Genomic DNA, 13725 nt, shown 5'->3' with positions numbered 1-13725 from the left:
TTACTTTCCTTCGATATTTCACGACTAACACAAGATGGTAATACATCAAGAATACTGAATGATTATTGCTGTCTAATTTCATTGTTATATCAATCCTTATACTTTATAATACTGATTATACCATACTGGACAAAAAAAGCAAAAGAAAAAGCCTTTGGGCTGTCGCCCAACCGAAATTCATCTCCCCCTTACCGTTGGGCTACGCCCTTCACACACTTGAAGATGGAGACTTCTTTCGGAAGTACGTTAAAATTATCTCAGCTGAAATTGGCAAAAATAAGTAGTGTGATTTTCCATTTTCAATGAATGATTAGGTGTATAATGGATGGTAAAAAGAAATAAAGGGGAGGATACATATGATAGATTTACGTAGCGATACGGTCACAAAACCAAGTGAAAAGATGAGAAAAGCCATGTATGATGCTGAAGTTGGGGATGACGTTTACGAAGAAGATCCAACAGTAAATAAATTAGAAGAAAGAGCAGCAGAAATGCTAGGCAAGGAAAAAGCACTGTTTGTAACAAGTGGAACCCAAGGGAACCAAATTGCTGCGTTAGTGCAATGCAAACCTAGTGATGAAGTTATTTTGGAATCCAATGCACATATATTCCTTTATGAAGGTGCAGCTATTTCAGCCTTCGCTGGGGTGCAAACGAGAGTGATCCAGGGAGAACGTGGGGTCATGAAACCAGAAGATGTAGAAGCGGCTATTCGGGAAGATGATATCCATTTTCCAGAAACAGGGCTCATCTGCTTGGAGAACACGCATAATAAAGCAGGAGGAGCAGTGATACCGCTTGAAAATATGAAAGAAATTTATCACATTGCCCAAAAACACCACGTCCCTGTTCACTTAGATGGTGCACGGCTATTTAACGCATCAGTTGCCACAGGTATTCCTGTTAAAAAGTATGCTGAATATGTAGATACGGTGCAATTCTGTTTGTCTAAAGGGCTTGGTGCCCCAGTGGGATCTATTATTGCTGGCTCAGCTGAATTTATTGCAAGAGCTCGTAAATGGCGAAAGCGCCTCGGTGGAGGGTTAAGGCAGTCAGGGGTCCTAGCTGCTCCTGGTCTGTTGGCCCTTCAGGAAAATGTAGAACGTTTAACAGAAGATCATGAAAACGCGAAAGTGTTAGCTGATGGGTTTTCAACTATTAATGGTTTAACACTCGAAAGCGTTGTGGAAACCAACATTATTATAGTAAACATAGCGGGTACCCACATGACAACAGATCAATTTGTATCTGAATTGAAGGAGAATGGAGTACTAGCTGGAGCTTTCGGAGCGGATACAATCAGGTTTGTAACAAACAACGGTGTTACAAAAGAGGATATCGACAATGTGTTAAAAATCATTCAAAACATCATAAATGCTTAAACTTTTAATAAATAGAAAAGAAATACCGTGCCACAAATAGGCACGGTATTTTCTTTATAAATTAATATTAAATCCAAACTCCGGATGTTGATAAATTAGCTCGAAGCGGTCGTCATATTGTAAGTTTGTGGCTAAATCCTCTGGTGCAAAAAGGTAGAAATCATTCTCAAAAAGTATGTCGGCACCCTGGTAATAACTATGCCAGACAAGCTTTGAACAATACAAACCACTTGAAAGATCTTCTAGTGGAATAGTGTGATTGAAGGAGAACGGAGTAATTTTCTCCCCATTATCCAGCTGTTTATTATATTCGGATAGATAGTCTTTAGCAAATGCAGCTGCCTGCTCGCCTATTTCTATATCCTTGCTGCGATAGTGAGCATGAATAGGATGGACAGACAGAAAATTATCTATTTTGACCTTACGAACTTGTGGTTTAGAAGTGACTGCTTCAATAATATGGTTCTCATCGACTACCAATGCAGAGTGTCCCATATAGCCAGGTGGCAGAATATCCCCGTAGTTATCACTGGCAACTAGGATATCACCTGGCATGTAATCTTGGGCACGATGTACTTGATCCGGACGCAAAGAAAAAGTTGTAGGTTTCTGGGAGCCATCAATTAATGTAGATATTATTGTTATGAGACGACCACGACTAGTTGGCAAGTAAAATTGAGAAGCAGGATAAAAGTTTCCCATTAGTTGATTATCAATGAAGATGGTTACATATTGCACCGGATAACGGTTTAAATCAATAAAAACCATTAAACCGTTGTCCAACGATTTCCCTTCTATAATAGGGTTATTCATGATGGAACACCTCATCTTGTTTTATAGTACAGAATATAAGTTGTTCAAGGTATATGTGCATAAAAATAATGGATAAGGGACGTTCCTATGACCAAACTATAAACAACACACTATAGATAGGGGCTATATTCATGAGTTTTATAGAAATCATTATTCGAGTAGCGTCGTCATTTTTTGTATTGTTACTGATGACACGGATAATTGGCAGGAAAGAACTGAGGCAGCTTACCTTTTTCAATTTTGCATCAGGCATAGCAATTGGATCTATTGCTGCAAATCTTGCCGTTAATGGAAACTTGAATATTTCCCAAGGTATACTTGCTCTTTCATTATGGGCTCTTTTAACCATTGTAATGGGATTTGTTGATATTAAAGCTGGCAAGAATGTAAGGAGAATAGTTAATGGACAGCCAGTGATAGTTATTAAGGATGGAAAAATCATGGAAAAGGAGTTAAGGAAGGCGAGATTAGATATTAATGATTTAAGGGTTATGCTCAGGGAAAAAAATGTGTTTTCAGTGAGCGATGTAGACTATGCAATCCTGGAGACGGATGGCAAAGTATCGATTTTGAAAAAAGACAACAAGAAAACGATAACCAAAAGTGATATGAGGTTAGAAAAGATAAAAACAGACATGTACCCCTTACCAACAGTCATTATCAATGATGGGAATATCGATATGGATAATCTTGACCAATTAGATTTAGATGAGGTGTGGGTAATGAAACATTTAAGACAAGCAGGAATACAGAATGTAGCTGATGTTTTCTATGGTGAACTACAGACAGATGGAACGTTATACATAGATAAAAGGGAGGATTATAAGTATTAGTTATGTTTAGTAAGTTAGTTATTTGACAGAAGTATTGAAATCAGGTATATTAGTTACATAAAGTAAGTTACTTGATTAATACAAGTATCCTTTGCTTTTTTGTTCAACATTAGAAAACTTGGCTTATCGCCAAGCCATAATGCGAAAGCCTTAGTTGCACTTATGTAGATAAGAAAGTTTCTATACTTTCCTATCTACTAAAAAAACTAATAAAGGAGTGTATTATAAACCATACTAGTAGCAAAATATATGCATGAGGAGAAATAGAATAACATGGGATTTTTAGAAAAATTATTTGGAAAACCATCTACAAAGGAGACTAACAACATGGCAAACGTAAAATTAGCAGTAATTTATTACAGCTCATCAGGCACAAACTATCAATTAGCACAGTGGGCAGAAGCGAGTGCAAAAGAAGCTGGAGCAGAGGTTAAACTTGTAAAAGTACCTGAACTTGCACCAAAAGAGGCTATTGAATCGAATCCAGCTTGGAAAGCTCATTATGAAGCAACACAGGATGTCCCAGAAGCATCTTCAGACGATATTGAATGGGCAGATGCAATCATATTCAGTATGCCAACCCGATTTGGTAATCTCCCAGCTCAAATGAAGCAATTCCTTGATACACAAGGTGGTCTGTGGGCAAATGGTAAAACTGTTAACAAAGTAGTTAGTGGTATGACCTCGGCACAAAATCCACATGGTGGACAAGAGGCTACACTTCTTGCTTTATATACATCCATGATGCACTGGGGTGCTATCATCGCAAATCCAGCATATACGGATCCAGTTTTATTTGGTGCTGGTGGTAATCCTTATGGTACAAGCGTCTCTGTCGATCAGGATGGAAACATGGTCGAGGATGTAGAGGGTGCCGTGAAGCATCAAGCTAAACGCGTAGTAGATATAGCCGGACGCATTAATGGTTAATATAATTAAAGCTGACTAGTTTTTTAGTCAGCTTTTTAGATTCAATTCTCTTTGAATCGTGTTGATTTGAGCAAAGGCTATGACTAATCGGTTCTTCTTATCAGCGAATTTCAGCAGTTTATCAGTATTTGACCAGGTATCATCCTTGACACAAACTGTTATTTTAGTATACATTACTTATATTAAGTAACTTCATTATTAAATGGAATTATAATCATTTAAAATACAATCACCAGGGAGGGAATGGAGCCATATGGAACAGAAGTTTTTTCGTGAACCGAATACGTATGTAGGTCATGTGGAATTAAAAGTAAAAGACTTAGCACGGTCACTGAAGTTTTATAAAGAAGTAATTGGGTTTCAATTACTCGAACAAACAGAGCATCAAGCAGTACTATCTGCTGATGGGAAAACAGCTTTACTAACAATCGTTCAACCAGAAAATGTGATGGCAAAACAAGGTAATACGACGGGGTTGTATCATTATGCGATCTTACTGCCAAGCCGTGTGGAGTTAGGAAAAGTGTTAAAGCATTTTATTGCGCTTAACCAGCCATTAGGATCATCAGACCATTTGGTTAGTGAGGCACTTTATTTAAGTGACCCAGATGGGAATGGAATAGAAATCTATATCGACCGTCACTCATCCGACTGGAATTGGAATCATGGTCAAGTAGAAATGACGGTCGATCCAATTGAAGCTAAAAGTATTCTCGCAGAGGCCGAGGGCGAGACATGGAGTGGCCTTCCGACTGGTACAGTAATGGGACATATTCATTTGCATGTATCTGAATTACAAAAAACAGAGGAATTTTATAGTAAGGGACTCGGCTTTGACACTGTATGTCGTTTTGGCCAACAAGCACTCTTCATGTCCACTGGTAGTTATCATCATCATATAGGTTTAAATACTTGGGCTGGCGTTGGTGCGCCTGCAGCACCGAAAAATGGCGTTGGTTTAAAAGTGTTTTCGCTTGTATATCCGAATGAAAAATCTCGTGGAGAAGTAGTAGAACAATTAAGAACACTTGGTTATGAGGTTCAAGAAGAGCATGGGGCATTCATTACAGAGGATCCATCCGGTAATCGTATTCAACTATCGATTTAATACAAATATGAAAGCTGATTGGGAATAATTCCTAATCAGCTTTTTTAAATGGTCATTTCAAAAATGGCTTTTTCGTAGATGTTGTTGCTTTTGAGAGAATAGATATATAATACGACATAACTTGATGTGACGGTTAACCTATCGCTACGGAAATACACTTCGCTTTCACCCATCCGGGTACAAGTGCGACATCTGCTTCGTTTCACTGCGCAGTGTCTTCTACCCGTGGGCGGCTGATGATCCTCCTCGAGCTAACACTCTGCGGGGTCTCAGGCTAGGAGGCTGTCCGACGAAGTGAAATTGCCGAATATTTATTCAAAATATGGTGGATTATACATTAATAATTCAGTGTGAATGCATATATATTCACAGAAATTATTCCATTGGACAGCCTCCTAGGCATCTGCTCCCACAGGATAAGGAAAGCTACATAGCTAGACATCGCACGCAGAAAATCGGTTTGTATTTTCAAGGAGTCTACGTGTATTTCCTTCGCTGTTATTTCTGTTACTGTCGTGGGAATGTATTAGTATTAATAAAACCCCTTACCAGTCAGGGTGAGCGGAGGGCGGTGACTCCTGCGGGAACAGCACGTGTCTGAAGACACCGAAGCGGTGGTTTTCCGCTTCGGAGGCTGAAGCCGTGCCCGCGGAAAGCATCCGCCCGTAGCGATCCCAGACGGCGGCAATAGCACGCGTTCTTAGAAATAAGCCTAAAGTTACGTCGCAGTTTACATCAACAATGAAGATGAAAAAGTAACAATGCGTACGAAAACAGACTACAAAAATAATGACAGATCCGTTTGAAAAAAGTAAAATAAATGGGGGAGGAGGATAGAATAACACATGAACAGACTTAGAAAAAAATGCGCTCGAATCTCAGAACATCCTTTATTTATGAATGCAATAATTGGTTTAATTATCATAAATGCTATTTTAGTAGGATTAGAAACTTATTCATATTTTAAACATAATTTTTCCGATTGGATAACTATCGTTGATCAGTTATTACTTTGGATTTTTACCATAGAGATTGTGATTAGACTCATTGGGAGTAAGTCAATTGGCTCCTTTTTTCGTGATCCGTGGAGTATATTTGACTTTTTAATTGTGGCAAGTGGACATATCTTAGTAGGAGCCCATTATGTTACGGTGCTAAGGGTGCTAAGGGTTTTGCGTGTACTACGTGCTATCTCGATTATTCCCTCACTTCGTCGAATCGTGAACGCTTTATTATTAACGATTCCATCGATGGGAACCATTATGTTACTGCTTGGTATTTTCTTTTATATTTATGGGGTAATTGGTACGATGCTGTATGGTTCCATTGCGCCTGAATACTTTGGTACGCTACATGAGTCGTTGATAACGTTATTCCAGGTTGTAACATTAGAGTCTTGGGCAAGTGGTCTTATGCGACCGATACTAGCAAAAGACCCAACATCATGGTGGTTCTTTATAAGCTTTATTCTAATTGGTACGTTTGTTATTTTTAACTTATTAATTGGTGTTATCGTGAATAATGTGGAAGAAGCGGATGACGAAGAGAAAGAGCCTTCTTCGACGGATAAAAAATTAGCAGAAGTACAGCAGGAGTTACAGGATATTAAAAAATTACTTGAAAAAGATGCAAGATAAAAACAAATCCCCTCGATCTAATTCGGGGGGATTTAAGTATGTGTTCTAATTAAACAATTCAGCCACAATCTCATACGACCTGACTCGATCTTCATGATTATAAATTTGTGAGTTAATAATCATTTCATCTGCTTGTGTTTCGTTTAAGAAATCTTCAAGTCCCTTTTTGACTTTTTCTGGTCCACCAACAATCGTTGAACGTGAGCTAAGTGATTGTTCAACAGTAGCACGTTCCATTGGGGACCAAACCTCATCAAGGCTATCAATTGGTGGTTGCAGTTTAGTCGGCTGTCCTCGTCGAATACTTAAAAATTGTTGTTGTTGAGACGTCGCTAGCCACTCGGCTTTTTCGTCTGTATCTGCTGCAATAACGTTTACTCCGACCATCGCATATGGTTTATCGAGTACGTCAGCTTTAAAGTTATCACGGTACAGATTCAGTGCTGGAATTGTATAGTCTGGCGCAAAGTGACTGGCGAATGAAAATGGTAATCCTTTTTTGGCAGCAAGTTGTGCGCTAAATCCACTTGATCCTAAAAGCCATATTGGAATATCAAGACCTTCTCCTGGCACAGCTCGAACACTAGCAGTTCCCTCAAAATACGATTGCAGTTCATCTACTTGCATTGGGAAATCCTCGACACGCATGTTCAACGTGCGTCGTAATGCGTGTGCAGCAGCTTGGTCACTTCCGGGTGCCCGACCTAAACCAAGGTCAATACGGCCAGGATACATGGTTTCCAATGTTCCAAATTGCTCGGCAATAGCTAATGTGGCATGGTTAGGAAGCATAATACCGCCTGCACCGATACGCATTTGGTTAGTGGCACCAGCAATATGTCCTATGATCACAGAAGTTGCAGAACTGGCTATGCCAGGCATGTTGTGGTGCTCCGCAAACCAATAGCGGTGAAACCCTAATTTTTCAACATGTTGGGCCAAGTCAACACTATTTTTAAACGATTGTTCCGGTTTTCCACCTTCCACAACAGGGGCAAGGTCTAAGACGGATAAAGGTATATGGTTAAATGTTTTCGCGGTCGTCATTTTATTCACTCCTTAGGTATTTCTGTAGTAAGAAATGATACGACTTTTATACGTGTTAGTCCAATTTTTTAGCTTACAAAATAGTATTCATTTTTTTACGTTGTTTGGAAACCCTATGAAATGTGATAAAAATACATATCTCAAAAATAGGAGGATGGTTAACATGAAGAATTGTTTGCTTATCGTATTTAGTACCGTTATGTTTTTAGGAATTACTTGGCAAGTTCCAGCGGTAGTAGAAGCGCTAGACGACGAAAAAGTGGAATATATGGATGTTATGAAGGATAGAAAAGGGCATGTAGATTTATATAATCATGAGGCTTACATAAAGATGCAGGCTAGGGAACTGGGAATTGATACAGAAGGAAAAAATCTTGAGGAATTAGCAAAAGAAGTTCGTGAAGCCAAGATAAAACAAGCAGCAGAAGAATTAGGTATTAAAACAAAAGGAAAAGACTTAAAAGAGTTAGCTAATGAAGTGCATCATGCTAAAGTAGTGAAGAAAGCAAAAGAGATGGGCATTAAAACAAAAGGAAAGGAACCTGAAGAACTGGCTAAAGAAGTGTATGAGACAAAAATCAAACAACGAGCTGAAAGATTAGGTATTGAAACAGAAGGTAAAGATTTTGAAACCATCAAACAAGAAGTAATGGAAACCTATCTTAAAAAAGGTGCAAAGCAATTGGGAATTGATACAGAAGGTAAAGAAATCAGTGATATCGTACAAGCAATCCACGAAAAGAAAATTGCACAGACTGCTGAAGAATTGGGAATCGATAGTACGGATAAAGATACCGAACAGCTTCTAAATGAGATCCTAACCGACCATGCAGAAAAAGCAAAAGAACTTAAACTTTATCCTTTTAATAATGAAGCGGATTATGACCATTAGTTCCAGGTAAGTAATTGTGAAAAAATCAACTACCCCAAATGATATCAATTTGGGGTAGTTTTTTAATGTAACATGTCCAGAATAATAACTAGTTTTTTCTTACATATTATTAAAAATTTGGAACTAAATTGCTAGAAAATAGCCCGCTTTTTAAAAAAATATAATTTTTTTTGCTAAAATTACTAGTCAGACTTCCAAAATCCTATCATGATATACATTATAGCTGTATAAAAAAATAAAGAACACCTAAATGACAACGTTTTCATTTGATTAAATTTAGTTAAATTACATGAAAATGACTTATCAGAATTTTATGTTAACACTACATTTATGATATAATAGAATTTCACTAAACTATATAGGGAAAGAACTGCGTGAATAAAATGCTTATATAAAGTTATTTTTCACGCTTATACAAGAGAGGAGTTGTTGTGATGACAAGAAGGGAGTACCCTGAAGTGCAGGGTTTATATCATCCGGACTTTGAACATGAAGCATGCGGAATTGGGATGATAGCAAATATAAACGGCAAAAAAACACATAACATTGTTCAAAATGCTATTAATATTCTATGTAATCTCGAGCACCGTGGTGGTCAATCTGCTGACACGAGTACTGGCGATGGAGCTGGAATACTTATGCAAATTCCAGATCGTTTTTTCCAAAAGCAATGTGCTAAGGAAGACATCCATCTCCCGAATGAGGGCGAATATGGAATTGGCATGGTTTTTCTTCCAGAGGATCATAAAACACGAATTGATAGTAAACGTATCATTGAACAGATTATTCGCGAAGAAGGGCAAACGCATCTCGGCTGGCGTCCTGTACCGATAAATGGATCATTTATTGGAAAGGTAGCAGCGAAAAGTATGCCAACGATCCGTCAGGTGTTTATACAGAAATCCGAAGACCTGAAAGACCAAATGGCCTTCGAACGGAAGCTATATGTTATTCGAAAACGTATTGAGCAGGCTGTAGCAGATAAGCCTGAATATGATGACATCTATATAAGTAGTTTATCGACCCGTACCATAGTATATAAAGGAATGCTTATACCAGAACAATTAGATTCCTTCTACATTGATTTGAACCACCCTGATTTTAAATCCGCGCTAGCACTTGTACATTCACGCTTTAGTACGAACACCTTCCCAAGCTGGAAGCGATCACACCCAAATCGCTACTCCATTCATAACGGTGAATTTAATACATTACGTGGAAATGTTAATTGGATGCGGGCTCGTGAACAACTTTGTGATTCTGACTATTTTAGTGAAGAAGACTTGGAAAAGGTCTTACCGGTCATTGATGCAGATGGTAGTGATTCGTCTATATTTGATAATACGTTTGAATTCCTGCATCTTTCTGGACGGTCATTAGCACATACTGCCATGATGATGGTACCGGAACCATGGGCAAATGATTCCACAATTAAAGAAGAGAAGCGTGATTTCTATGAATATCATAGTACATTAATGGAACCGTGGGATGGTCCGGCAGCACTAGTGTTTACAGATGGTAATCAAATTGGTGCCTGCCTTGACCGTAATGGCCTTAGACCAGCGCGATATTATGTTACGAAAAGTGGCATGATTGTACTTGGTTCTGAGGTAGGTGCACTAGATATTTTTGCAGATGATATTTTGTATAAAGACCGTTTACAGCCAGGGAAAATGCTACTTGTGGATTTAGATAAAGGAATTATTATTCCTGATGAGGACATAAAGATGCAAATTGCTTCCGAGCACCCATATAAAGAGTGGCTTTCGAACATGACAAATCTGGATGATATTCCAGAAGTCGTTGAGAAGCAACCAGCCTATCGAAATGAATTGCTATTAAACCAACAACTAGTGTTTGGCTATACGAGGGAAGAATTAAATAAAATTATAAAGCCACTAGTAATGGACGGCAAAGACCCTATTGGTTCGATGGGATATGATTCACCACTTGCTGTACTATCGAAAAAACCACAGCTATTGTACAACTATTTTAAGCAACTTTTTGCACAGGTGACGAATCCTGCAATCGATGCAATTAGGGAACAGTTGATTACAATGGTGGAAACAACTATTGGAGCAGAGGGGAATCTAGTAAATCCTGGTCCAGAAAGTTGTAGACATATTAAATTAAAAACACCAATATTAACAAATCAGCAGTTGGAAAAACTTCGTCAACAGCAGTTAGAAGGGTTTCATACAACTACAATATCAACCCTTTTTAATGCAGTTGAGGGGCCAAATAATATGGAACAAGCATTAGAGGAAACCTTTAAAAAAGCAGATGAGGCAGTGGAATCTGGTTCGACATTGCTTATTTTATCAGATCGTGGTGTTTCGAAAGGTAAGGCAGCGATCCCAGCGCTTTTAGCTGTTTCAGGACTACACCATCATTTAATTCGAGCAGGGGAACGTACGAAGGTTAGTCTGTTAGTTGAGTCTGGTGAACCAAGAGAAGTGCATCACTTTGCAACTCTATTGGGGTATGGTGCTGAAGGTATTAATCCATATTTGGCGTTCGATTCCATTAGTGAATTGGTCGAAGAAAACGAAATTGAAGCTGTTTCAAACGAACAAGCAATTGAAAAATATATTGGTTCTGTTACCGATGGAATCATCAAAATATTATCGAAAATGGGAATTTCGACGATACAGAGTTATCGTGGTGCACAAATTTTCGAAGCAGTTGGAATACAAAATGATGTAATCGATAAATACTTTACCCGTACAGCATCACGACTTGGTGGCATAGGCATGGATATCATTGAAAAAGAGGTACTCATGCGTCATGAACGTGCTTTCAAGGAAGGTCGTGGATCCAATCACACATTAGATGCTGGTGATGAATTCCAATATCGTGAAAATGGTGAGGACCATCAATATAATCCAAGAACGATTCATACCCTTCAACATGCATGCCGGACCAATGATTATGATCTATTCAAAACCTACTCGAAGTTACTAACCGATGAAACGAACAACCTGCAATCTTTGCGTGGATTTTTAGCATTCAAAGAACAGAAATCGGTGCCAATTGAAGAGGTAGAATCTGTTGAAGAGATCTGTGCTCGCTTTAAAACGGGTGCTATGTCATACGGTGCTATTAGCCAAGAAGCTCATGAGGCACTTGCGATTGCTATGAACCGAATTGGTGGTAAAAGTAACTCAGGTGAGGGTGGAGAATCACCTGAACGTTTTACACCAGATGAAAATGGCGATTACAGAAGGAGTTCGATTAAACAGGTTGCATCAGGGAGATTTGGTGTAACAAGTCACTACCTCGTTAATGCGGATGAAATTCAAATTAAAGTGGCTCAAGGTGCAAAACCAGGTGAAGGTGGGCATTTACCAGGTAAAAAGGTATATCCTTGGATTGCCGAGGTACGAGGATCAACTCCTGGTGTTGAGTTAATCTCACCACCTCCACATCATGATATTTATTCGATTGAGGACTTAGCTGAATTGATTCATAACCTGAAGAATACCAATCCTGATGCACGTATAAGTGTAAAGCTCGTATCTGCAGTAGGAGTTGGAACAATTGCTGCAGGTGTGGCAAAAGGTCGTGCTGATCACGTGTTGATTAGTGGTTATGACGGCGGAACAGGTGCCGCTCCCAATACGAGTATTAAACATACTGGATTACCATGGGAGATAGGTCTAGCTGAAACACATCAGACCCTTCTGTTGAATGGCTTACGTGATCGAATTGCGGTTGAAACCGATGGTAAAATGATGACGGGTCGTGATGTAGTTGTTGCTACATTACTAGGTGCAGAGGAGTACGGATTTTCGACTGCCCCACTTGTTGTATTAGGCTGTGTCATGATGCGTGTCTGTCATTTGGATACATGTCCTGTTGGGGTAGCAACTCAAAATCCTGAACTACGTAAAAAATTCTCTGGTGATGCCGATCATGTAGCGAATTTCATGCGATTTATTGCACAAGAAACGCGCGAACTAATGGCTGAGCTAGGGTTTAGAACGATCAATGAAATGATTGGCCGTACAGATATAATGAAGGTTAACAGTGGTATTGAACATTGGAAGGCCAAGGACCTGGATCTTTCTACGCTACTGCATCAGCCTGATCTACCAGCAAAAGTTGGCCGTTATGCAACAGTTAAACAAGATCATGGAATAGATAAATCACTTGATTATCAAGAACTGATTCCCAATTGCCAACCCGCTTTGGATGATCAAAAACCTGTTCAATTTACAACGGCAATTCGAAATATTCACCGTGTAACTGGAACACTCCTCGGAAGTGAGATTACGAAGCGCTATGGAGAGAAAGGTCTTCCAGAGGATACTATTAAACTGACATTTAATGGTTCAGCAGGTCAAAGTTTTGGTGGGTATATTCCAAAAGGTATGACATTAAGACTTGTTGGTGATGCCAATGACTTTGTTGGAAAAGGATTATCAGGTGGTAAGATTATTGTCCAACCAGATCCAGTAGCTACTTTTGAACCAGAGAAAAATATTATTATTGGTAATGTTGCATTATATGGAGCATCCGATGGTGAAGCATACATTCGTGGAATTGCTGGAGAACGCTTCTGTGTCCGTAATAGTGGTGCTGAAGTTGTCGTTGAAGGTGTTGGCGATCATGGCTGTGAATATATGACAGGTGGAGCGGTAGTCGTTCTCGGATCAACTGGTCGTAACTTTGCTGCAGGTATGTCTGGTGGGGTTGCCTATGTGTACGATGAAGATTCAAGTTTTCGTGAAAAGGTAAATCCTGAACTTGTCCATGTGGATCAGTTATCAGAGCAGGCTGAGATGGATAAGGTTTATCAAATGATTCAAAAACACGCCCAATATACAAACAGTACACATGCGGAACGAATTTTAGCATATTGGGAAAAATATGCAGAAAAATTTGTACGTGTAATTCCTAAAGCATACCTGAAGATGAATGATCGTATCCAGGCGCTAAAGGATAGTGGATTAAGTAAGTTCGACGCAGAAATGACAGCTTTTGAAGAAAGTAATTCAGGGAGTAAAGATAGCAAGGATAAGCAAGCAACGATAGTAAAAAAAACATCTAAAGTAGGTATAGAAACAGTTTTAAAATAGTT

Annotated in this window: 9 protein-coding genes and 1 pseudogene; 7 read left to right on the top strand and 3 right to left on the bottom strand. The window is 39.0% G+C overall.

The window, feature by feature from the left end:
• Positions 1–82, bottom strand: a pseudogene (locus ACFQ3N_RS12055) (IS200/IS605 family transposase); the annotation flags it as partial.
• A gap of 274 nt (positions 83–356) precedes the next feature.
• Between ACFQ3N_RS12055 and ltaE the strand changes: the two are divergent.
• Positions 357–1382, top strand: coding sequence for a low-specificity L-threonine aldolase (gene ltaE / locus ACFQ3N_RS12050; RefSeq protein WP_390362741.1), 1026 nt, complete (start codon positions 357–359; stop codon positions 1380–1382).
• A 54-nt stretch (positions 1383–1436) separates the two neighbouring features.
• Here ltaE and ACFQ3N_RS12045 read toward each other — a convergent pair whose 3' ends face one another.
• Positions 1437–2195 (bottom strand): hypothetical protein, encoded by a 759-nt coding sequence (locus ACFQ3N_RS12045; protein WP_390362740.1) that lies wholly within the window; start codon positions 2193–2195, stop codon positions 1437–1439.
• 131 nt (positions 2196–2326) lie between these two features.
• Between ACFQ3N_RS12045 and ACFQ3N_RS12040 the strand changes: the two genes are divergently transcribed.
• The 4 genes from ACFQ3N_RS12040 (at position 2327) to ACFQ3N_RS12025 (ending at position 6703) form a co-directional block, all read left to right on the top strand.
• Positions 2327–3028, top strand: a complete 702-nt coding sequence (locus ACFQ3N_RS12040) for a YetF domain-containing protein (protein WP_390362738.1) — start codon at positions 2327–2329, stop codon at positions 3026–3028.
• Positions 3029–3301: 273 nt separating this feature from the next.
• Entirely contained in the window at positions 3302–3958 is a 657-nt protein-coding gene (gene wrbA / locus ACFQ3N_RS12035) for an NAD(P)H:quinone oxidoreductase (protein ID WP_390362736.1), read from the top strand.
• Between the two features lie 253 nt (positions 3959–4211).
• The gene (locus ACFQ3N_RS12030; protein WP_390362735.1) at positions 4212–5066 is read left to right on the top strand and encodes a VOC family protein; all 855 of its coding nucleotides are present in this window, start codon (positions 4212–4214) and stop codon (positions 5064–5066) included.
• 845 nt (positions 5067–5911) lie between these two features.
• Positions 5912–6703 (top strand): ion transporter, encoded by a 792-nt coding sequence (locus ACFQ3N_RS12025; protein ID WP_390362734.1) that lies wholly within the window; start codon positions 5912–5914, stop codon positions 6701–6703.
• A gap of 45 nt (positions 6704–6748) precedes the next feature.
• Here ACFQ3N_RS12025 and ACFQ3N_RS12020 read toward each other — a convergent pair whose 3' ends face one another.
• A complete protein-coding gene (locus ACFQ3N_RS12020; protein WP_390362733.1) occupies positions 6749–7750 on the bottom strand; it encodes an LLM class flavin-dependent oxidoreductase in 1002 nt (333 codons plus the stop codon).
• A 163-nt stretch (positions 7751–7913) separates the two neighbouring features.
• Between ACFQ3N_RS12020 and ACFQ3N_RS12015 the strand changes: the two genes are divergently transcribed.
• Positions 7914–8642, top strand: a complete 729-nt coding sequence (locus ACFQ3N_RS12015) for a hypothetical protein (RefSeq protein ID WP_390362732.1) — start codon at positions 7914–7916, stop codon at positions 8640–8642.
• A 434-nt stretch (positions 8643–9076) separates the two neighbouring features.
• Entirely contained in the window at positions 9077–13723 is a 4647-nt protein-coding gene (gltB, locus tag ACFQ3N_RS12010; RefSeq protein ID WP_390362731.1) for a glutamate synthase large subunit, read from the top strand.
• The last annotated feature ends 2 nt before the right edge of the window (positions 13724–13725 follow it).

The organism is Virgibacillus byunsanensis, assembly GCF_042675965.1.
GTDB classification, from domain to species: Bacteria; Bacillota; Bacilli; order Bacillales; family Amphibacillaceae; genus Virgibacillus_R; species Virgibacillus_R byunsanensis.
The sequence above is the reverse complement of the archived record's forward strand: the minus strand, read 5'-3'. Positions and strand labels throughout refer to the sequence as shown.

Coding starts and splice junctions, on each gene's coding strand:
- ACFQ3N_RS12040 (WP_390362738.1), top strand. CDS start 2,327: ATGAGTTTTATAGAAATCATTATTCGAGTAGCGTCGTCATTTTTTGTA.
- ACFQ3N_RS12015 (WP_390362732.1), top strand. CDS start 7,914: ATGAAGAATTGTTTGCTTATCGTATTTAGTACCGTTATGTTTTTAGGA.
- ACFQ3N_RS12030 (WP_390362735.1), top strand. CDS start 4,212: ATGGAACAGAAGTTTTTTCGTGAACCGAATACGTATGTAGGTCATGTG.
- gltB (WP_390362731.1), top strand. CDS start 9,077: ATGACAAGAAGGGAGTACCCTGAAGTGCAGGGTTTATATCATCCGGAC.
- ACFQ3N_RS12025 (WP_390362734.1), top strand. CDS start 5,912: ATGAACAGACTTAGAAAAAAATGCGCTCGAATCTCAGAACATCCTTTA.
- ACFQ3N_RS12020 (WP_390362733.1), bottom strand. CDS start 7,750: ATGACGACCGCGAAAACATTTAACCATATACCTTTATCCGTCTTAGAC.
- ACFQ3N_RS12045 (WP_390362740.1), bottom strand. CDS start 2,195: ATGAATAACCCTATTATAGAAGGGAAATCGTTGGACAACGGTTTAATG.
- wrbA (WP_390362736.1), top strand. CDS start 3,302: ATGGGATTTTTAGAAAAATTATTTGGAAAACCATCTACAAAGGAGACT.
- ltaE (WP_390362741.1), top strand. CDS start 357: ATGATAGATTTACGTAGCGATACGGTCACAAAACCAAGTGAAAAGATG.